We start from the raw sequence: 22238 nt of genomic DNA on the forward strand, positions 1-22238 counted from the left end.
CCTGAAACAACAAAAACAATAAATATGGCTTGGTTTAAAAGAAAAGAAAAAGGGATTACAACTGCTACTGAAGACAAAATGGATATTCCAAAAGGGCTTTGGTACAAATCTCCTACAGGAAAAATTATTGATGCAGATGAACTTGCTCGCAACTTATTTGTAAGTCCAGAAGATGGTTTTCACGTAAGAATAGGTAGCGCTGAGTATTTTCAAATTTTGTTTGACAACAATGAATTTGTTGAATTAGACAAAAACATGACTTCTAAAGACCCTCTTCATTTTGTGGATACAAAAAAGTATGCCGATCGATTGAAAGATGTCATGGATAAAACTAAACTTAAAGATGCCGTACGCACAGGTGTTGGAAAATCTAAAGGTAAAGATTTAGTAATTTGCTGTATGGATTTTGCTTTTATTGGCGGATCTATGGGAGCTGTTGTAGGAGAAAAAATTGCAAGAGGAATAGATCACGCTATCAAAAACAAAATGCCGTTTTTGATGATTTCAAAATCAGGTGGGGCTAGAATGATGGAAGCTGCTTACTCTTTAATGCAATTGGCAAAAACATCCGTAAAATTGGCCCAACTTGCTGAAGCAAAATTACCCTATATTTCTTTATGTACCGATCCTACTACGGGAGGAACTACGGCTTCATACGCTATGCTAGGTGACATTAACATCGCTGAACCAGGCGCATTGATAGGTTTTGCAGGTCCGAGAGTAGTAAGAGACACCACTGGAAAAGATTTGCCAGAAGGTTTTCAAACTGCTGAATTTCTTCTTGAGCATGGATTCTTAGATTTTATTACTCCAAGAAAAGAATTGAAAGACAAGATTAACTTGTATATAGATTTGATTCAAAACAATCCTGTACGATAATTTGAAATCCAAAGTATAGGCTGAATATTATTCAATCGTTTTTGATTCATTAAAATAAAAAAAGCAGCTTCTCATAATTGGGAAGCTGCTTTTTTTTTACTATAAATTATTAAAAATTAGAAATAATCTTTTACATACCAGTTCGAATAGCCTCAACAGGATCTAATTTTGAAGCCGAAATAGCTGGTAGAATTCCCGAAATTACACCAACAATAATGGATAATCCAGATCCTATTAGGATGTTCCAAAAACTTAAGACAAATTCAAAGTCCAATACATTTGTCAGTAATATAGACAGCAACCACACAATAATCAAACCGATAGTTCCCCCTATTACGCATAGAATAATAGCTTCAAATAAAAATTGAAAAAGTATAAATCTGTTTTTGGCGCCTAATGATTTTTGAATTCCAATTAAGTTTGTTCGCTCTTTTACAGAAACAAACATAATATTGGCCACACCAAAACCACCCACTAAAAACGAGAAAACACTAATCAATATTCCTCCACCTCGCATTGCACTAATGATTCCGTCTAGTAAATCTGTAAAACCAGAAAGCACATTGACAAAAAAGTTATCGATTTCATCTACTTTCATACCTCTAAAATTCCTAAGTTTCTGAGCAAGTTCAGCTTTAAAAGCATCCATATCAACTCCTTTTTCAGGTTTTACAAGGATTACTGGGGTCATGGCATTATTGTTATCACCATACATACGTCTTAAAAAATTAACTGGAATAAAAACAGATGTATCATTACTATCGCCAAACATTCCTTCGCCTTGCTTTTTTAAAGTACCAATAACACTAAAACGTTGGCCGTACAAGCGTAAGTTTTTACCAATAGGTTCGCTTTCGCCAAAAAGACTCTGTGCAATATCATATCCTAAAACGATCACTGCCGCTCCAGAATTAGATTCAGATTCGTTGTAAAACCTTCCTTTATCAAACTCAAGACCTTGTATATCAATAAACTCATGAGAAACGGGAACAATATTCACATCACTTACAGACTCTGATTCGTATTTTAAACTTTCTCGATTTACAAAAAATTGAAATGCCATTTCGTCTACATCATTCATAGAGCCTTTCAAATATTCATACTCATCGTATTTAACATCAGGAAATTGCTCTCGTTTCCATTGTGGGATTTCTGAAGGGCCAAAAGAAAATCGCATTAGATAAATCGTATTTTTATCTAAACTACTTAAATCTTTTTTAATTTTTTTATCTAAAGAATCTACCGCAGCTAGAATTGCAATGATTGAAAAAATTCCGATCGTAACTCCTAATAACGAAAGTAAGGTTCTCAATTTATTGTTGCGCAAGGCACTCATCGCAAATCCAAAACTTTCTCGTAACAATCTAAGGTAAACTAACATATAATGTGTATTGTGTTAAGTAAAAATCTATAAATAATATTCAAAAACCTAATAAAAATATGAAAGGCTACATGAATCCTTTCATTTTAATGTAAACTCTAAAAAGAGATTTACAAATTAAAATTATCTCATTTTCAAATGGCTTAATTTTAACATTAAAAAACTATTTTTGCACCTCATAACTATAACTACATAATGAGCGCAACAAAAACAATCCAATCAGCATTAATCTCTGTCTTTTCTAAAGAAGGATTAGAACCAATCGTTAGACAACTAAACAGTCAAAATGTTACAATTTATTCTACTGGAGGTACTGAAAATTTTATAAAAAATCTTGGAATACCAGTAATTCCTGTAGAAGACGTTACCTCATACCCTTCTATTTTGGGTGGTAGAGTAAAAACATTACACCCAAAAGTTTTTGGAGGAATACTAAATCGTCAAGACAATGAGAGTGACGTAGAACAAATGAAAGAATTTAATATTCCGCAAATAGACCTTGTTATTGTTGATTTATACCCATTTGAAAAAACGGTAGCTTCAGGAGCTAGTGAAGCTGATATTATTGAAAAAATAGATATTGGCGGAATATCATTAATTCGCGCAGCAGCTAAAAACTTTAAAGATACCGTTATCGTCTCGTCAATGGAGCAATACAGTTTATTTTTAGAGACCATCACTAAACAAAACGGAGCTACAACACTAGAAGATCGTAAATTATTTGCTACCAAAGCATTCCATGTATCTTCGCATTATGATGGTGCAATTTTTAATTATTTCAATACAGATGAAACCATTTACAAAGAAAGTATTGCTGATGGTCAAATCTTAAGATATGGGGAAAACCCACATCAAAAAGGATTTTTCTTCGGTGATTTTGATTCGATGTTTAAAAAAGTTCATGGAAAAGAACTTTCGTATAACAATTTATTGGATGTAGATGCTGCCGTTAATTTGATTCATGAATTCAAAAATGACGGACCAACTTTTGCCATTTTAAAACACAACAATGCTTGTGGACTAGCAACGAGAACAACGATTCACGACGCATATAGTGCAGCTTTAGCATGTGATCCAACATCAGCTTTTGGTGGTGTATTAATTTCGAATACTAAAATAGATGTATCAACCGCTCAAGAAATCAACTCTTTATTTTGTGAGGTTGTAATAGCTCCTGAATATGATAATGAAGCACTAAGCATTCTACAGGAAAAGAAAAACCGAATTATTTTAATCCAAAATGAAATGGCTTTGCCTCAAAAACAAGTACGTACGTGTTTAAACGGATTATTAATTCAAGAAAGAAACAACATCACAGATACTAAAGAGGATCTAAAAACCGTTACCAATACAGCGCCTACTGAGCAAGAAATTAAAGATTTAATTTTCGCTTCTAAAATTTGTAAAAACACAAAGTCTAACACAATTGTATTTGCAAAAAACGGTACACTTATTGCTTCAGGTACAGGACAAACCTCTCGTGTAGATGCTTTAATGCAAGCGGTAGATAAAGCGAAGAATTTCGGATTTGATTTACAAGGCGCTTCCATGGCCAGTGATGCTTTTTTCCCGTTTCCAGATTGCGTTGCACTCGCTAAAGAAGCAGGAATAACAGCCGTTATTCAGCCTGGAGGATCTATAAAAGATGAATTGAGCATCAATTATTGCAACGAAAATAATCTTGCAATGGTATTTACAGGAACACGCCATTTTAAACATTAATTTGTTTAACTTTGTCAGACATTTTTATATAACTTTTAACCCTTAAAAAACTTATGGGATTTTTTGATTTCATGACCGAGGATATAGCAATTGACCTTGGAACCGCAAACACATTGATCATTCACAACGACAAAGTTGTTATTGATAGTCCATCCATCGTTGCTCGAGATAGAGTAACTGGAAAAATCATTGCAGTAGGTAAGGAAGCAAACATGATGCAAGGTAAAACTCATGAAAACATAAAAACCATTAGGCCATTAAAAGATGGTGTTATTGCTGATTTTGCTGCTTCGGAAGCCATGATTAGTATGTTTATAAAAAGCATTCCGGCATTAAAGAAAAGAATGTTTACTCCAGCGCTTCGCATGGTAGTATGTATCCCTTCTGGAATTACTGAGGTGGAAATGCGTGCCGTAAAAGAATCTTGTGAGCGTGTAAATGGTAAAGAAGTATACTTGATTCACGAACCAATGGCAGCCGCAATAGGTATTGGCATTGATATTATGCAACCAAAAGGAAACATGATTGTTGATATAGGTGGTGGTACCACTGAAATTGCCGTAATTGCTCTTGGAGGAATAGTATGTGACAAATCCGTAAAAATTGCGGGTGATGTATTTACAAATGATATTGTTTATTACATGCGTACACAACACAATTTATTTGTAGGAGAAAGTACGGCAGAAAAAATAAAAATCCAAATTGGAGCAGCCATAGAAGATCTTGAGACACCCCCTGAAGATATGTCTGTTCAAGGAAGAGATTTATTAACTGGTAAACCAAAACAAGTAGAAGTATCTTACAGGGAAATTGCAAAAGCATTAGACAAATCTATTCAAAGAATTGAGGATGCCGTAATGGAAACCTTATCTCAAACACCTCCAGAATTAGCTGCTGATATCTACAATACAGGTATTTATCTTGCAGGGGGAGGCTCAATGCTACGAGGTCTTGACAAAAGAATTTCTCAAAAAACAGATTTACCGGTTTATATAGCAGAAGATCCTTTGAGAGCAGTAGTAAGAGGTACTGGTATGGCCTTGAAAAACATAGTTAAATTTAAAAGTATACTTATTAAATAATTAAAACACTTAAAACTAAATTCTAGATAGGTTTACCAATTGAATTTATAATTAGGATTTAGTTTTTGTTTCAATTTACTTTAAAATAATTCATTTAAGAAAATGCAGCAAATTTTTAATTTTATTTTTAAAAACAGCAACCGATTGCTGTTTTTGCTGCTTTTGGGTATATCACTTTCCTTGACTATTCAATCACACTCTTTTCATAGAAGTAAAATAATAAGTTCCGCTAATTTTTTGAGTGGTGGCGTTTATGAAAAAATAAACAATGTCAATGAATATTTGAATTTAAAAGCTCAAAATGACGCATTGGCACAAGAAAACGCAACCCTTAAAAGCTTACTCTTTAATAAAAAAGATACCGCTAGCGTAAAATTAACGGACAGTTTGAAAGGCGTAAAACCTAGTGAAATATTAGTTTCTAAAGTTATTCACAACTCCTATAATGTTTATGAAAACTACCTCACTATAAATTCTGGCGAGCTGGATGGAGTAAAACCTGACATGGGCGTGATCAACAGTTTAGGAATTGTAGGTATCATTGAAAACACTTCACCAAAATATGCTACTGTAATATCCATTCTCAATAAACGATCGCAAATTAATGCTAAGATAAAAAAATCAAACCACTTTGGGTCGTTAAATTGGAACGGAAAAAGTACTGGATTTGTTCAATTGACTGATCTACCTAGACTAGCAATGATAAAAATAGGCGATACGATAGTAACTGGTGGTCAATCTGTGATTTTTCCTGAGAATATAAATATTGGTACTATTTCAAAAATTTATAGAGACACCCAAACTAACTTTTATACACTTGACGTAAAGTTATTTAATGATATGACTAATCTGGGTCATGTATACATTATTAAAAGTAAGGACAAAGAAGAGATTACTAATTTAGAAAAAATAGAAAAAGATGAATAGCACCTTGTTTGTCAACACATTTCGATTTATTCTTTTATTAGCAATTCAGATAATTGTGTTCAACAATATGAATTTACTGGGCTATGTTAGTCCGTTTCCTTATGTATTATTTATCATTTTGTATCCTGTAAATGGAAATAAATCTGCCTTGCTGGCATCTAGTTTTTTACTGGGTATTATCATGGATCTTTTTAGTAATTCTGGAGGGACACATGCCACGGCATGTATTTTATTGGCTTACTTACGCCCTACTCTTTTTAAATTTGCATTTGGTTTAAGTTATGAATACCAAACCATAAAATTAAATGAGGTACTTACCCCACAACGTTTTACATTTATTTTACTATCGGTTGTCATTCATCATTTTACCTTGTTTTTATTAGAGGCCTTTCAGTTGAGTTTTATCTTAGACACATTACTTACTGTGTTATTGAGTACCATCTTTACAATAATTATTTGCATCATAATTATTTATCTAATCAAGCCTAATAAAAGATGAGAAAAGCACTTTTGCCCGGCCTAATAACCATTGCTACGCTATTATTGGTTGTAAGGATTTTTTATTTGCAAGTGGTTGATGAAACCTTAAAATTACAATCAGAGAATAACGCCATTAAAAAGAAATACGAATATCCTGAACGAGGTTATATCTATGATCGTAACGGAAAATTACTTGTAGCTAACCAAGCTTCTTATGACATAATGGTTATCCCAAGAGAAGTTAAGAATACTGACACACTTGAGTTTTGTCAATTATTAAATATCACAAAAGAGGTTTTTATAAAAAAGATAGAAAAAGCAACTGTTTACAGTCCTAGGTTGCCTTCTGTTTTTTTATCGCAATTAAATAAAAATGAGTTTGCTGCTTTTCAGGAAAAGATTAGAAAATACGAAGGTTTTTATTTTCAAAAACGTTCCCTAAGAGATTATGAGGTAAATTATGGAGCCAATATTTTTGGATTTATCACCCAAGTAAATGAAAAACTAATTGAAAAAAACCCATACTACAACAGCGGAGATTTAATTGGAAAACAAGGAGTAGAAGAAAGTTATGAGGATTTATTACGTGGTATTAAAGGGGTAAAATACCTTCAGAAAGACAAACATAATCGTGAAATAGGATCCTACAAAGCAGGTAAATATGACACCATAGCTGTTCAAGGCCAAGACATCAACCTTACCATTGATGCCGAAATCCAAAAATATGGAGAAGAGCTAATGATTAATAAAAGAGGTGGAATTGTTGCCATTGAACCTAAATCTGGTGAAATCTTAGCATTAGTAACTGCCCCATCCTACGATCCAGGAATTCTGGTAGGTAGACAACGCTCTAAAAATTATACACAATTGTACCGCGACTCAATTGCTAAACCTTTATACGACCGTGGTTTGCTGGCAGAATATCCTCCAGGATCTCCTTTCAAGATTTTAACAGGTCTTGTAGCTTTACAGGAAGGTGTAATTGATTACAATACTACCGTATTTTGCAATAGAGGTTTTAGCTATGCTAGAGGGAGATTTATGGGATGCCACTGCCATGGAGGAGCTCTGCAGTTACACAGAGGAATATATGAATCCTGCAACTCTTATTTTGCAACTGCATATATGAAAACCATCAATAAATATGCAAAACCTGCATATGCCGTTGATGTTTGGAGTAATCACCTTAAAAGTTTTGGCTTAGGCCAATTTATGGGTTATGATTTACCTACAGGCAAAAAAGGATTAGTTCCCACCTCAAAAACATACAAACGCATGTATCCTAATGGTGGCTGGAGAAGCACAGCTATTGTATCAAACGCTATTGGTCAAGGAGAAGTTCTTATGACCCCAATTCAATTAGCAAACATGATGGCAACAGTAGCTAATGAAGGATATTATTACACGCCTCACATCATAAAAAAAATAGAAGGTATCCCAATTGAAAGTAAGTTCACTACTAAACACACTACTACAATTGATAAGAAATTTTTCAAACCTATTATTAGTGGATTATTTGACGTTTACAATCTAGGTACTGCAAGAGGACTTCGAGTAGAGGGAATTGAAATTTGTGGAAAAACTGGTACAGCCGAAAACTCAACCAGAATTGGTGGAATAAAAGTTAAAATGGAAGATCATTCCATATTTGTAGCATTTGCCCCAATGAACAACCCAAAAATTGCCATAGCAGTAATGGTAGAAAATGGTGGATATGGTGCAACTATTGCTGGACCAATTGCGAGTTTAATGATTGAAAAATACCTAAGAAAAAAAATCACTCGTGTAGATCTTGAAAAAAGAATTTTGGCAACCAGTTTACAAAGTCGTTATGCCAAGTTGGGCGGTCTTTCTGAAGCCATTAAACTGCAATTAAAAATAGCAGATTCATTACAAAAATTAAAGACAGGGACACCTAAAAAAGTTCTGTTGACTACTGATACCATTAAAGAAAAAAAACTAGCTTCTCAATCTAATGAAAAACCAAAGTATAACAAATAATATTGACTGGATCAGCATCATTATTTATACGGTGCTAGTACTATTAGGTTGGTTGAATATTTATTCCTCCTCATTATCGTCTATGCAAGACACTTATGAGAAACAATTGGTCTTCATTCTATTTACCATCCCATTAATCTTTATTGTTGTATCTGTTGATGGTAAGTTTTATGAAAAATATGCTAGTATCATTTTTGTTGTAGCACTTATGTCGTTAGCTGGTCTATTCTTATTTGGAAAAACCATAGCTGGTCAAAGGTGTTGGTATGCAATAGGAAGTTTTACAATTCAACCCTCAGAGTTTGCAAAAGCAGCTACATCTCTAGCATTAGCAAAATTTTTAAGTGACACTCAAATTAATTTAAAAGATCCAAATAGACAAATTCAAGCGCTTGCCATAATACTTCTACCTGTAATTCTTATACTTCCGCAACCAGATCCAGGTAGTGCTTTAATATATAGTATTTTTATCATCGTGTTATACAGAGAAGGTTTGCCATCCTGGTATGTTTGGACGGGTTTCATAACCATTTTATTATTTGTACTCACATTGGTAATTGAGCCTATTTATGTTGTTTTAGCAGCTTTACTTGTACTTATATTAGTTCATTATAAATCAAGATTAGCAGATAGAAACGTAGTATTAAGCGGTATCTTGTTTGTATTGATATCTGGATTTGTATTCTCTGTTGATTATATTTTTAATAATGTTTTTAAACAGCATCATAGGGACCGTTTTAATATTTTATTGGGTAAAGCAGTAGATTTAAAAGGATCGGGCTACAACACCAATCAATCAGAAATAGCAATTGGTTCTGGTGGATGGCTGGGAAAAGGTTTTCTAGAAGGTACACAAACAAAAGGTGGCTTTGTACCAGAACAACATACCGATTATATTTTCACAACAGTTGGTGAAGAATGGGGGTTTGCAGGCTCATTAGTTATAATAGTGCTATTTGCAGGATTATTTCTTAGAATTATATATTTAGCCGAAAGGCAAAAAACGAAGTTTAGTAGGGTTTATGGGTATTGCGTAGCGGGTATTTTATTTACCCATTTCTTTGTAAACATTGCTATGGTATCTGGAATATTCCCAACAATTGGTGTACCATTGCCTTTTTTCTCCTACGGAGGATCAGGTCTATGGGGTTTTACAATACTACTGTTTATTTTCATCAAAATGGATGCTAATAAAGTAAATGAATGGTAATTGCTGTTTAAGGTTTCAAAACTATTAGCCTAATCTTATCGAATATGCAGTACTAGATTTAGTTAAAACTCCAATCTTTATAATCTTTGTTCGCTTCTAATTGGTTTTCTAAACGATCTTCTAATTGAGGAAAGAAGTTAATTCCCGTAAGCTTTTCTATTGCATCTACAGATACTACAAATTTATATAAAGGTTCATCATTTGGTTTATTAGGCATTAAAAAACCAATCATTTTCACTCTATTTCCTGAGCGATTCATCAATATTTTATAAAAATATTGAGGTACAGCTACCTTTTCTTTACCAATAGTCTTTAAGGAATTGTTCAAAACACCTCCTGTTACTACATATACACCATTATCTTTCACTGCCCAGTACCTAACTTTTTGCTCTAATCTATTCCATATTCCGTTATTAAATTGTTTATCTTGAGGAGAAATATTTGATGTAAAAAACGTATCATTGTACGCTGATATTGAGAATTCCATATCTCCTGCTGGACAAAGATGTCCTTTATCATAATTAGAATTTTTATAATTTCTCCAATCAGCAGATCCAGTTTCGACTTTGGTGTCTTCAATAAAAAAAGGGCGTTTAAAGTTATTGTTCTTTATGTAATCCTTCTTTAATTCATAAGCAACCCACTCTGCTTGTTCGTAATTTTCATTATAAGAAAGAGAATAATAATTGTGCATTACAATTGTATTTGTGGTCGATATTGGTAATAAATCATTTGTATTAAAACGCAGATCTGTTTGGTCTCCACCCTCAGTTTCAATCCCGTTTACGTATTCACTCTTTTCATCTGCTATTGGTACAAAACTTTTTTGAGTATTTGATATATCCTTTTTACATGAAAAAAGTGTTGCAATCACTGCAATACACCCTACTACTTTTTTAATACTATTAAAACTCATACAACTTAGATAACGTTAAAAAAACTAATTGAAATAAAGATAGGGAAATATTAAAAAATGAGCATAAAAAAAACGCTCAAAATAACTTTTGAACGTTTTAGTCCTTTTCATCAAATTATGACTTTACAAGCTTATCTTTTTTTACCTTAACCGGTAATACTTTGTTAGTAAAAGCTTTTGATTGCAAATCATCTAATACATTTAAAGCTTCTTCTACATAAATATCTTTTGACAACGTTTCATGCCATCTCTCTCTTTTCTCTTTTAATGAACTATCTTGATTCATAGCCTCAACTTCATTTGGTAAAGAACTGAATTTTAAATTATTTTTATAATCAACTATTGATTTATACTTTTTTGCTTTTTCTTCAATCTGAGCTTGAGCAATTTTAAATTTAGTAATATTCAAGCTATATAAATTTTCCTCACTACGTCCATCAATCCATTTTGCATTGTCTTCAATTAATTGAAATTGAGAACTTTGAGTGATTCTGTTTTTACTATTCATTATTACTTGGTCAAAATTAGAATTGTCATTCCATATTTGATAATTTGTTTGATCAATCTTATCCCAAGGCATGGCATTGTCAATATCCCTTTCACCCATTTTTAAATAAGAATAACGATCAGGCATCACAATATCACTATGAACACCTTCTAACTGCGTAGACCCTCCATTTATTCTATAAAATTTTTGAGTTGTAGTTTTAATCGCTCCTAAATCCCCTACAGCACTATTGCGAACAAGCGTATTTAAGTCATATACGTTTTGAACAGTACCTTTACCATACGTTTGTTTACTTCCTATTACAATACCGCGTTTGTAATCTTGAATTGCAGCTGCAAGTATCTCAGAGGCCGAAGCCGAAAAGCTATTGACCATAATCACTAGCGGTCCATCCCATTCAATTTTTGGATCCTTATCATACAATACCTCTTTTTTACGTCCAGCCGATTTAATTTGAACGATAGGTCCCTGCTCAATGAATAATCCTGCAATATCAACAACAGTAGATAGAGATCCACCCCCATCATCTCTAACATCTAATACGATTCCGCTAACACCTGCATTTTTCAAACGGTCTACTTCAATAGCTATATCCTTACCAGCATCTCTACCATCTGGATTTTCAAAATCGATATAAAATTTCGGCAAATAAATAACCCCATATTTTAATCCATTTTTCTCAACTACACTTGACTTAGCATAGGTTTCCTCTATTTCAACAATATCACGAATTATAGATACAATTTTAATAGTTCCGTCAACTTTTTTAATAGTGAGACGTACTTCAGAACCTTTTGGTCCTTTAATTTTTTTAACCACATCATCAAGGCGCATTCCTATTACATCAACAGCTTCGCCCTCACCTTGAGCAACTTTCATAATTAAATCACCTGATTCTAATTGTTTTCCTCTCCATGCAGGCCCACCAGAAATAAGTTCAGATATTTCAGTAAGATCATTTTTCTTTTGTAATCTTGCTCCAATACCTTCTAACTTACCACTTATACTTACATCAAAACGTTCTTTTTCTTCGGCAGCAAAATAATTGGTATGAGGATCAAAACGACCTGTGATTGCATTTATGTAAACTGAAAACCAGTCATTACGATCTAAATCTTTTATAAAACTGAAGTACTCATCAAGAGATTTTAAAGAACTTTCTCTTGTTTCTTTCTCTAATGTTTCAAAAGATTTTACCACATACTTAGCGTCATTTTTCTTTTTATCTTCTTCTAATCTTTGTTTGTCAACCAATGAAGAAAGTGTTGACAATTTAATCTGTTTTCTCCATTTATCATTTAATTCGGTAAGATTTTTAGAATAAGGTGCCTTCTCATAATCAACATTGAAACTCTCGTCAGTTTCATAATTAAACGGTTTACTAAGCACTGATTTGTAAATTTTAGTACTCTCGTTCATCCTTTTGATCAAACGATCGTAGGTAAGATTAAAAAAACTTAAATCTTTGTTCAATAATTGATCGTCTAACTGCAGTTCAAATTTTGAAAACTCATCAATATCAGATTGCAAGAAAAAACGTTTTGAAGGATCTAATGCTACAATGTAATCCTTGTAAATGCCCTTGGAAAAATTATCATCAATTGTAGCAGGGCTATAATGTCCTTTCTCAATAACAAAAGTCAATAATTCTAATAGTAACTTATCTTTTTCAGGATCATTACTTTTTGAGCTTTTGATATTAAATGCAAATAAAGCCATCGAAATACACGCGACAACAATTAATATTTTATAATTTCTTTTCATAAAGTGAAGTATAGTATTCATGAATTTTTTTATTCTAAGATACGGTAAAAACCATGCCATATAAAGACATGATGCCATAAATTTTTGTTAAAGATATAAAATGTTTTATTCTAATGAAATGAAAGTTCAATTGATATTAAATTTTTACATTTAGTTCAGTTTTTACCAGTTTCAGTCCTTACATTTGTTATTAATTTAAATAAATATTCTTTTTTTTAATTTTAAGTAAATGAAAAAAAACAAGCCGCTGATACTTATTACAAATGACGATGGCATATCGGCACCTGGATTGAGAGCTTTAATAACAGTAATGCAAGAAATTGGGGAAATTGTTGTTGTAGCACCAGATAAACCTCAAAGTGCTATGGGACATGCCATTACAATAAACAGCACGTTATACCTAAATAAAACATCCAAAGATACCGACGCCTTTTTAGAATACAGTTGCTCTGGAACTCCAGTAGATTGTGTTAAACTTGCCGTAAATGAAATTTTAGAAAGAAAACCAGATCTTTGCGTATCTGGCGTAAATCATGGTTCAAATTCATCCATAAATGTTATCTACTCAGGCACCATGAGTGCTGCCATGGAGGCGGGTATTGAAGGTATACCTGCCATTGGGTTTTCACTTTTGGATTATGATTGGAATGCAAATTTTGACGCCATAAAAACATTTATTCGTAAGATTGCTCTACAGGTTCTTAAAAATGGCCTACCCGAAGGTGTATTATTGAATGTTAATTTTCCAAAACTACAAGAAGAAAACATAAAAGGAATACGAGTATGCCGACAAGCAAAAGCCATTTGGGTAGAAAAATTTGACAAGCGCAAAACACCTCAAGGCCGAGATTATTACTGGTTAGCTGGAGAATTTATAAATCAAGATCATGGAGAAGACACTGATGAGTGGGCACTAAAAAACGGTTACATATCCGTAGTACCAGTACAATTTGACTTAACAGCACATCATGCCATTCAACAACTTAACACCTTTTCATGGAATGAAGAATAAAGATATACTCATAGGATTTATAATAGGACTTTTGACTACAGGTTTAGGCAGTTTTATTTTCATGTATTTTTTTACAGATTACCATTTTATTGCGGGCATTCAAATCTTACAATCTCAAGGAAATCTTGGAAAAATAATCACCTTAGGTTGTATTTTAACGCTGGGGGCATTTGGGGTAGCTCTAAAATTAAACAGAGAAAAAATCGCGCAGGGAATTGTGTTTTCAGTTATTGCTTTAGCCATTTTAACCTTAGTAATATAAAAACAGAATTCATTTTTTAAATTTAGATTTTACAACCATGAAATATTACATAATTGCAGGTGAAGCCTCTGGAGATTTACACGGCTCTAACTTAATGAAAGAGCTTCTCAAAAAAGATCCACATGCAGAAATTCGTTTTTGGGGAGGTGATTTAATGGAGAACGTAGGCGGTACCTTAGTAAAACACTATCGCGATCTTGCCTTTATGGGTTTTATTGAGGTTGTATTCAATTTAAAAACGATTTTAAACAACATAAACATTTGTAAAAAGGACATTCAGAAATTCCAACCTGATGTGTTGATTTTTATAGACTATCCTGGATTTAATCTCCGAATTGCAAAGTGGGCTAAAAAACTAGGAATCAAAACACATTACTATATTTCTCCTCAAATATGGGCATGGAAAGAAAGTAGAATTACTGATATCAAAAGAGACATTGATAAGATGTATGTTATATTACCTTTTGAGAAAAAATTCTACGAAGAAAAACACCAATACCCTGTTGATTTCGTGGGACATCCCTTAATCGATGCCATACACAACAAATCGAATGTTACAGAAATAGATTTTAGAAAAGAAAACAACCTAAGTGATAAACCTATCATAGCAATACTTCCAGGAAGTAGAAAACAAGAAATTACAAAAATGCTGCAAATAATGCTGAGTGTTTCTAATGATTTTCCTGAATATCAATTTGTAATTGCTGGGGCTCCAAGTCAGGAATTCTCTTTTTACACCCCATTTATTACACAAAGTAACATACAGTTTGTAGCAAATAAAACCTATGAATTATTACAAAATGCAACAGCCGCTTTAGTAACCTCAGGCACGGCTACACTTGAAACGGCTTTATTTAAAGTACCAGAAGTAGTATGCTATAAAGGCAACTGGATATCTTATCAAATTGCAAAAAGAATCATAACATTAAAATACATTTCATTAGTCAACCTCATTATGGACGAAGAGGTAGTTACAGAACTCATTCAAGATGAATGCAATTCCAAACGCATCAAAGAAGAGTTGTACAAAATCTTGAAAACCGAAAAACGCAATACTATTTTAGAAAAATACATACTTCTTGAAAACAAATTAGGTGGTCGTGGTGCCAGTGAAAAAACAGCAGCTTTAATTGTAAATGATTTATTTTAAATTGAATTTCAAAACTTCATACATACCAATAAAACAAGTACTTCGACGCAGTATAACAGTTGCTGTTATTGTGATTTTGGGTTACAGTTGTGCACCTAGAAATCATAGTTCAACGGCAAACAAAAGTGACTACAAAGAAATAAAACCTACATCAGATAAAAAAAAGATAGAAAAAACACTTCAATCAGTAATAGAAAATGCCTCAAAAGAGCTTGGAGCTCCCTACAAATATGGAGGAACTAGTTCAAAAGGATTTGAATGCTCTGGATTAATTATTACCATATTTAAACAGCAAGATATTATTTTACCACATAATTCTCTACAATTGTCCAAAACTGGACTAGTAATTAATGTAAAAAAAGACAAAGTCAAAAAAGGGGATTTAGTATTTTTTTCTAACAGCAAAATAATTCAATAGATCACGTGGGCATTGTAATTGACACCTATGATGAGTAAATAAAATTTATTCACTCCTCTACTTCAAAAGGTGTAATTGTATCCTCTACTAAGGAGCCATACTATAAAAAGAGTTTTGTTCAAGCCAATAGACTTTTTTAATTTTACAATTTTCTTACTAAAAAATAGTTCTTACTTATTTAAAATGTGTACTTTAGAGTTATGAAAGTGCTGCAATTCCCACTGATAAAAATTACAATTGGTTTTATAATAGGACTTCTTTTGTCTCATTATATTTTTTTACCCACAAAATATATTTTTTCAGCAATACTACTTTCACTTATTGGATTAGGAGCACAATACTTTTTTCTCAAAAAAAATAAAAAAGCAGCACCATTATTTGGGATAAGTATATTGTTTTTAGCAGGATTAATTGGAGTTTCAACGCAACGCATACATTCTGATAGTTTCAAAGAGAGTCACTATTTACAAGTTAAAAATGTATTCCAACAAGAAAAAAAGTATACATTAATCATTAGAGAAAAATTAAAAAAAACTTCATTTAGTGATCGGTATGTAGCAATAATCACTCACATTAACAATGAAACTAAAACAGGTAAAATAGTCCTGAATATTAATAATGATAGTATCCAAAAAACATTAAAAGTTGGGAATATAATTCAGTTAAAAACCTCAATATACCCCAACACTTCACCCAAAAATCCTTATCAATTTGATTATGGAAAGTATTTAGAAAACAAACATATTTATGGCCAAATGTACACGTCAAGTGACGAAATAAAAATTGCAAAACAATTAAAAAAAGATCTTTGGTATTACTCGGATGCATTAAGAACACGCATTTTAAAAAACTTACAACATCATAATTTTAACGATGAAGAACTTCAAGTTGCCATGGCACTTATACTTGGGCAGCAACAAGAAATCTCGCCTACTATTATTAAAGACTATCAATTTGCAGGTGCTGTACATATTTTATCCGTTTCAGGACTTCATATAGGTTTCATACTAATGTTTATGACATTGGTTTTAAAACCTATACCAAACAATAAAAAAGGTTCGTGGATAAAGCTATTTATTATACTAACATCACTTATTTTATTTGGTATACTTGCTGGACTAGCACCATCAGTGGTACGTTCTGTGACAATGTTCTCTTTTATTGCAATTGGAAATCATCTTAGGCGCAGCGTAAACATATATCATACATTAATCGTTTCTATTCTAATAATTCTACTTATTGAACCTTCATTTCTATTTGACGTAGGATTTCAACTAAGCTATTTAGCGCTCTTTTTTATAATTTGGCTACAGCCAATGTTAAGCCTACTATACCAACCCAAAAATAAATTAACAAAATATTTTTGGGATATTTTAACCGTATCATTTGCAGCACAAATTGGTACTCTTCCATTAAGCATTTATTATTTTCATCAATTTCCAGGTTTATTTTTTATTACAAATCTAATTGTGATTCCGTTTTTAGGACTAATTATGATCCTAGGAGTTTTGGTTATGCTATGTGCCGCAGTGGATACTATCCCACAATTATTAACTCAATTATTTGAATGGAGCATTAATATACTTAATCAAATAATACACTTTATTGCCTCATTTGAACAGTTTATAATTAAAGACATACCATTACATTTTTTCATGTTAATAAGTGCATATGCCAGTATTATTTGCATAGTAATTTGGATAAAAAAACCAAATTTTAATAAACTAGTTGCTGTACTAACCTCAATACTTGTAATTCAAGGAGTAAACTTTTACACTCGTTGGAAGGATGTTGAGAATGGTGAACTTATTGTTTTTCATTTGCCTAAGCAAACACTTATAACCATAAAACAAGGAGAAAGTTGTATAGTTTATAACAACAGTAAAGATGACGTAAAAAGCAAAGAAATTAATGCCTTAAAAACATACCTGAACGGTACTCATGTAGATATAGAAAAAAAACTATATTTAAAAAATTTCTTCTTTTATAAAGGAAAAAGAATTTTTGTATTAGATAGTTCCACGCAATATTTGCCAAACTTAAAACCTGATATTTTATTACTAATTCAATCAACAAAAATAAACTTAGATAGAATATTAATGGAACTACAACCCAAAATGGTTGTAGCAGATGGATCTAACTTTAAGTCCATACAACAAACTTGGAAAAAAAGCTGTGAAAAACAAAAAATCCCTTTCCACATGACACGTGAAAAGGGATTCTATATAGTTAGGTAAATAAATTAACTACTCAAAAGTTTCAGTCAATAAGAGTTTAGTATCAGATATCCATGCTTTAACACCACCTGGTTTGTATCCCGTTTTACCAATTAACTGGTAATTGATTTTACCTTTTCTAGAACTCGCTCTTGCAAAACATATAGACGGATTAGCATCAATACTAAAAGCTTTCTTGAGATTTAAATTACGATCAACGTACTCATTTCCATCTTCTTGAGTAAGATCTATTTTCACTAGAACTACATTATCTCTAGACCATAAAGCAAAATCAAGAGTGTTTAATACTTGTGTAAACAACAGGTCATTGGTAACACTTTTATCCGTGAACAAAAGCAATAATGGCTTATTTTCTTTGTTACTAATTTCAATTGCAGCATTTACATCAGTGGACCAATTTAAGGTTTGGGCGCTCATATTAAAACTATACGAAAATATAAACGCAAAAAGTAATTTCTTAATCATAAGGCAGGTCTTAAAAATTTTTTATAAAAATAACAAAAAAACAGAATATTCAACAATAAAAAAAGGAAATATATTCAAATAATCTTTATAAAGCGACAAAATCTTATCAATTTACTTTTTAAAAAATTTATTAGCTTCTGCTATCCAGGCAGCTGGTCCTCCAGCAACATATCCCGTACTACCTAAACCTTCAAAATTAACCTTACCATCAACAGTTTTAGCATTTGCAAAATGTACCGTTGGAAAACCTTGTATCCCAAATGCCATTTGCAATTCACTATTCTGCTTTTTAGTTTCTTCCGTTTGATTCGATTTTCTAGGGAAATCAAGTTCAACCAATACTACATTATCATTTGCCCATTTTGCAAATTCAGGTGTTTTAAGAACTTCTTTTTGCAACCTAATACACCAGCCACACCAGTCACTTCCTGTAAAAAACAACAACATCGGTTTTTTTGTTTTGGTCGAAACTTCCATTGCCTTGTTAATATTAGTTTCCCAAACCAACTCTTGTGCTTGTGCAACAACTGAAAAAGTTATCAGCAAAAGCGTAATTATATTTTTTTTCATAGTGTTTTATTTTTTACAAATATATTCAAAAATAGTACCAAAAAAGGAGTCCTTACTTTACTTCCTGCATTAATTTTCTAATGAATGGCGAACTTAAAATCAAAATTAACCCTGCAATCAAAGCATAAATCCCCAATTGGCAATACCCATCAGCATATACGTAAAGTTTGTCTAGGTTGGATGCATTTTCAGATGCTTCGGCAATATTTGCCCCTAATATTCCAGCAAAATATTGTCCATACGCACTAGCTAGAAACCACATCCCCATGATGACAGCTTGTGTTTTTTGAGGAGATAGTTTAGTCATTGCTGACATTCCTATTGGTGATAAACACAATTCTCCAAAAGTGATTATAAACCAACCTAAAGTAAAAACTCCTAATGAGGTTCTTCCGTTTAAATCAGCAAAGAATTTAGTGTAATAAAATATCCAAAAACCTCCAGCAAGAAATATAAATGCCAAACCAAATTTAATAACAGTATTAGGTTCAATTTTTCTTTTAGCCATCCATAACCAAACTAATCCTACCAATGCTGCAAAAACTATAACAAAAAACGAATTGGCTGCATTGTTTACTCCATTTGGACTTAATTCAACTCCTAAAATATCATTGTTCAAATTATTTGAAGCAAATAAGCTTAATGAACCTCCACTTTGCTCGAAAAAAGCCCAAAAGAAAATTGAGAAAATGATAAACACTAAAGCGGCTAAAAGTTTTTTATTTTCTACTAAAGAAAAATTCTTCATTTCATAGAACAAATACAATATAGAGGCAGGACCAATAAAAATCATAAAATAATCGGTATACTGGGTATTTGCAACCATGATTATTATTAACGGAATAATACAAAGCGAACCTATATAAGTTGCAATTTCAAGATTTTTTTTCTTTGATTTTTCAAGATTTAATAGAGGAGAAAGTCCTATTGGCCCTAAACTTTTTTGAGTTTGAGTAAAGGTTAGCAAACTTACAATCATAACAACTGCTGCAAACCCGAAGCCAACATTCCATCTTAAATTTTCCGGCACTAAAGATTGCCACATAGACCCTTCGGCTACAGCTATACAGATATAACCTCCAATTAATGCTCCAAGATTTACACCCATATAAAAGAATGAAAAACCAGCATCTCTTCGTGGATCGTCATTTTTATATAACTGTCCCACCATTGATGAGATGTTGGGTTTAAAAAAACCTGTTCCAACAATTGTAAAACCCAAACCAATAAAGAAAAAATTCTTAGGATCAACGGCTAGAATGACACTTCCTATAATCATTAAAATTCCACCCCAAAAAAGTGACTTTCTTAAACCTAAAATTTTGTCAGCAAATAATCCTCCAATAAATGTAAAGGCGTACACCCAAGCCTGAGTGGCACCATATTGCAGGTTAGCTACCGTTTCATTCATAGCTAAATGATTCACCATGAAAACCACGAGCATACCTCGCATACCATAGAAACAAAAACGTTCCCACATTTCGCTAAAAAACAAATACCACAATTGTTTTGGATACTTTCCTTTGAAATTTTGAATTTCTTCTAATGATTGATTGATTTCCATACCTTAATTAATTCCGTGGTCTTTCATTACTTTGTTTAAATTTTTAACCAGAGCAAACATTAAAAGTGTAGCAAACATCAGTAAGCCAAAATTCACCCAAAAGAAATTGGCCTTATCATCATATTGATCCCACATACTTGCCAAAACTCCAGATAATTTATTTCCAATGGATGTAGATAAAAACCATCCACCCATCATTAAAGCAGTGATGTTTTTAGGAGACAATTTAGAGACAATTGACAATCCCATCGGACTAAGAAATAATTCTCCAATGGTTATGATTCCGTAATTTGCAACAAGCCACCAAACGGATACTTTTTCCATTCCGTTACTACCAATGTGAACAGCAGCAATCATTACCAAAACAGACAATGCCGATATTAACAATCCAAAAGCAATTTTTGTTGGTGTTGAAGGTTCTTTTTTTCTGCTTCTTAAAAACGTAAAAAAAGCAACAACAAGTGGCGTCAAAATAATAACCCAACCTGGATTGATGGATTGACTCAAATTTGCCGACCATGTAAATATTTGACTTTCCTCTTTTGGTAATTTCTCTTTCGCTACATTTCTAAAATACAATGGATAATCTACAACCTTTGTAACTTCGCCATCTTTTTTCTGAATTCTAAATGCTGCATCGTACAATGCAACTGAATCTTTTTTAAAAGTTAGCGTATCAGTAAGGTTTAGTTTAGATCCTATTTGTTGTGAAGTCCCTGTTAATTCTCTGTCAGTATATTTATCACCCCAATTATTTAGTGCAGAACCATTCAATTTAAACACTGCCCAAAATAAAATCACTACTGCAAAAATTGAAAGCAACGCACCGATTGGTCTTTTGTCTTCAACTTTAGCTTTGAAATATAAACTTCCGTAAAAAAACACAATTGGAATACAGGCAAATATAAAAGCATCGGTGCTATCAGATCCAAAAACAGAACTATCAACATTCATTTCTGACTGAACACCTTTCAAAAACCAACCTATAACTCCAAAAACAACTGATGGCACTAAAATATACAATACAATTTTATAAAACGGCATGTCTCCTTCTTGTACTCCTTTTTTATCGGTTTTATCTCCGTAATGTTTGGTTCCCAATAAAAATACAATCACACCAATAAACATTCCGACCCCTGCAGCCATAAAAGCCTCTTGCCAACCGAAAAGAATTTTCAAAGCAGCACCAAAGAAGTTACAAATAAAGGCACCTACATTAATTCCCATATAGAAAATATTGTACCCCTCATCTTTCTTATCTTTATACTGTTCGTCATTGTAGAAATTACCTAACAGTGTTGAAATATTAGGTTTGAAAAATCCGTTTCCTACAATTACCAAAGTCATGGCAAAATACAACATCGGCAAACTGTGAATTCCCATCATGAGATAACCTGCACCCATCATCAATCCTCCAATTACGATTGATTTCTTGTATCCAAGATACCTATCTGCAATTAATCCTCCAATGAACGGGGTTAAAAACACCAAGGCAATGAAAGTTCCATACAAATCAGAAGCTTCTTTCTCCGTCATGGCAAATCCAGCCTCAACATCTTTGAGATATAAGGTGAAAATTCCAATCATTAAATAATAACCAAAACGTTCCCACATTTCAGATAAAAATAAGTAAGGCAATGCTTTAGGGTGACTTTTCCACATAGTATATTGGTTTAAAAAACAAACCTAC

General features: G+C 32.5%; 19 protein-coding genes. 12 read left to right on the forward strand and 7 right to left on the reverse strand.

The features are described 5' to 3' along the window. Positions 1–24: 24 nt before the first annotated feature. Positions 25–879, forward strand: a complete 855-nt coding sequence (gene accD / locus AC061E_RS03285) for an acetyl-CoA carboxylase, carboxyltransferase subunit beta (protein WP_086454725.1) — start codon at positions 25–27, stop codon at positions 877–879. 130 nt (positions 880–1009) lie between these two features. On the opposite strand, the gene AC061E_RS03290 is transcribed toward accD, so the two are convergent. After that, on the reverse strand, positions 1010–2260 hold the full coding sequence (locus tag AC061E_RS03290; RefSeq protein WP_478284979.1) for an ABC transporter permease: 1251 nt from the start codon (positions 2258–2260) through the stop codon (positions 1010–1012). A 195-nt stretch (positions 2261–2455) separates the two neighbouring features. Here AC061E_RS03290 and purH point away from each other — a divergent pair, with 195 nt between their 5' ends. From purH to rodA, 6 genes are all read left to right on the forward strand, one after another. Further along, positions 2456–3982, forward strand: a complete 1527-nt coding sequence (gene purH, locus AC061E_RS03295; protein WP_478284980.1) for a bifunctional phosphoribosylaminoimidazolecarboxamide formyltransferase/IMP cyclohydrolase — start codon at positions 2456–2458, stop codon at positions 3980–3982. A gap of 53 nt (positions 3983–4035) precedes the next feature. Next, entirely contained in the window at positions 4036–5064 is a 1029-nt protein-coding gene (locus AC061E_RS03300; protein WP_478284981.1) for a rod shape-determining protein, read from the forward strand. Between the two features lie 102 nt (positions 5065–5166). Continuing rightward, on the forward strand, positions 5167–5991 hold the full coding sequence (gene mreC, locus AC061E_RS03305; RefSeq protein WP_478284982.1) for a rod shape-determining protein MreC: 825 nt from the start codon (positions 5167–5169) through the stop codon (positions 5989–5991). Beyond that, on the forward strand, positions 5984–6490 hold the full coding sequence (gene mreD / locus AC061E_RS03310; RefSeq protein ID WP_478284983.1) for a rod shape-determining protein MreD: 507 nt from the start codon (positions 5984–5986) through the stop codon (positions 6488–6490). The genes mreC and mreD overlap by 8 nt, the downstream gene beginning before the upstream one ends. After that, positions 6487–8472: a penicillin-binding protein 2 gene (gene mrdA, locus AC061E_RS03315; RefSeq protein ID WP_478284984.1), complete on the forward strand. Its 1986-nt coding sequence runs from the start codon at positions 6487–6489 to the stop codon at positions 8470–8472. Before mreD ends, mrdA begins: the two co-directional genes overlap by 4 nt. Next, positions 8447–9682, forward strand: coding sequence for a rod shape-determining protein RodA (gene rodA, locus AC061E_RS03320; RefSeq protein WP_478284985.1), 1236 nt, complete (start codon positions 8447–8449; stop codon positions 9680–9682). The genes mrdA and rodA overlap by 26 nt, the downstream gene beginning before the upstream one ends. A 58-nt stretch (positions 9683–9740) precedes the next feature. Here rodA and AC061E_RS03325 read toward each other — a convergent pair whose 3' ends face one another. Together AC061E_RS03325 and AC061E_RS03330 are read right to left on the reverse strand one after the other, a co-directional pair. Continuing rightward, entirely contained in the window at positions 9741–10598 is an 858-nt protein-coding gene (locus tag AC061E_RS03325) for a DNA/RNA non-specific endonuclease (protein ID WP_478284986.1), read from the reverse strand. 115 nt (positions 10599–10713) lie between these two features. Then, on the reverse strand, positions 10714–12891 hold the full coding sequence (locus AC061E_RS03330) for a carboxy terminal-processing peptidase (RefSeq protein ID WP_478284987.1): 2178 nt from the start codon (positions 12889–12891) through the stop codon (positions 10714–10716). 208 nt (positions 12892–13099) lie between these two features. On the opposite strand from AC061E_RS03330, the gene surE reads away from it, so the two are divergent. The 5 genes from surE to AC061E_RS03355 all read left to right on the forward strand — a co-directional run bounded on the left by surE (position 13100) and on the right by AC061E_RS03355 (position 17949). Beyond that, on the forward strand, positions 13100–13882 hold the full coding sequence (gene surE / locus AC061E_RS03335; RefSeq protein ID WP_478284988.1) for a 5'/3'-nucleotidase SurE: 783 nt from the start codon (positions 13100–13102) through the stop codon (positions 13880–13882). Then, entirely contained in the window at positions 13872–14144 is a 273-nt protein-coding gene (locus tag AC061E_RS03340) for a hypothetical protein (RefSeq protein ID WP_478284989.1), read from the forward strand. The genes surE and AC061E_RS03340 overlap by 11 nt, the downstream gene beginning before the upstream one ends. Before the next feature lie 37 nt (positions 14145–14181). Next, the gene (lpxB, locus tag AC061E_RS03345) at positions 14182–15294 is read left to right on the forward strand and encodes a lipid-A-disaccharide synthase (protein WP_478284990.1); all 1113 of its coding nucleotides are present in this window, start codon (positions 14182–14184) and stop codon (positions 15292–15294) included. Then, positions 15281–15712, forward strand: a complete 432-nt coding sequence (locus AC061E_RS03350; protein ID WP_478284991.1) for a C40 family peptidase — start codon at positions 15281–15283, stop codon at positions 15710–15712. Before lpxB ends, AC061E_RS03350 begins: the two co-directional genes overlap by 14 nt. Before the next feature lie 185 nt (positions 15713–15897). After that, a complete protein-coding gene (locus AC061E_RS03355) occupies positions 15898–17949 on the forward strand; it encodes a ComEC/Rec2 family competence protein (protein WP_478284992.1) in 2052 nt (683 codons plus the stop codon). A gap of 9 nt (positions 17950–17958) precedes the next feature. Here the strand turns inward: AC061E_RS03355 and AC061E_RS03360 are convergent, their stop codons facing one another. The 4 genes from AC061E_RS03360 to AC061E_RS03375 form a co-directional block, all read right to left on the reverse strand. After that, positions 17959–18414, reverse strand: a complete 456-nt coding sequence (locus AC061E_RS03360) for a thioredoxin family protein (protein WP_478284993.1) — start codon at positions 18412–18414, stop codon at positions 17959–17961. A gap of 111 nt (positions 18415–18525) precedes the next feature. Further along, complete coding sequence (locus AC061E_RS03365) at positions 18526–18984, reverse strand: thioredoxin family protein (RefSeq protein WP_478284994.1); 459 nt, start codon at positions 18982–18984, stop codon at positions 18526–18528. 52 nt (positions 18985–19036) lie between these two features. After that, entirely contained in the window at positions 19037–20548 is a 1512-nt protein-coding gene (locus AC061E_RS03370) for a peptide MFS transporter (protein WP_478284995.1), read from the reverse strand. A gap of 3 nt (positions 20549–20551) precedes the next feature. Next, a complete protein-coding gene (locus AC061E_RS03375; protein WP_478284996.1) occupies positions 20552–22210 on the reverse strand; it encodes a peptide MFS transporter in 1659 nt (552 codons plus the stop codon). Between the last annotated feature and the right edge of the window lie 28 nt (positions 22211–22238).

The organism is Flavobacterium sp. GNP011, from assembly GCF_056428925.1.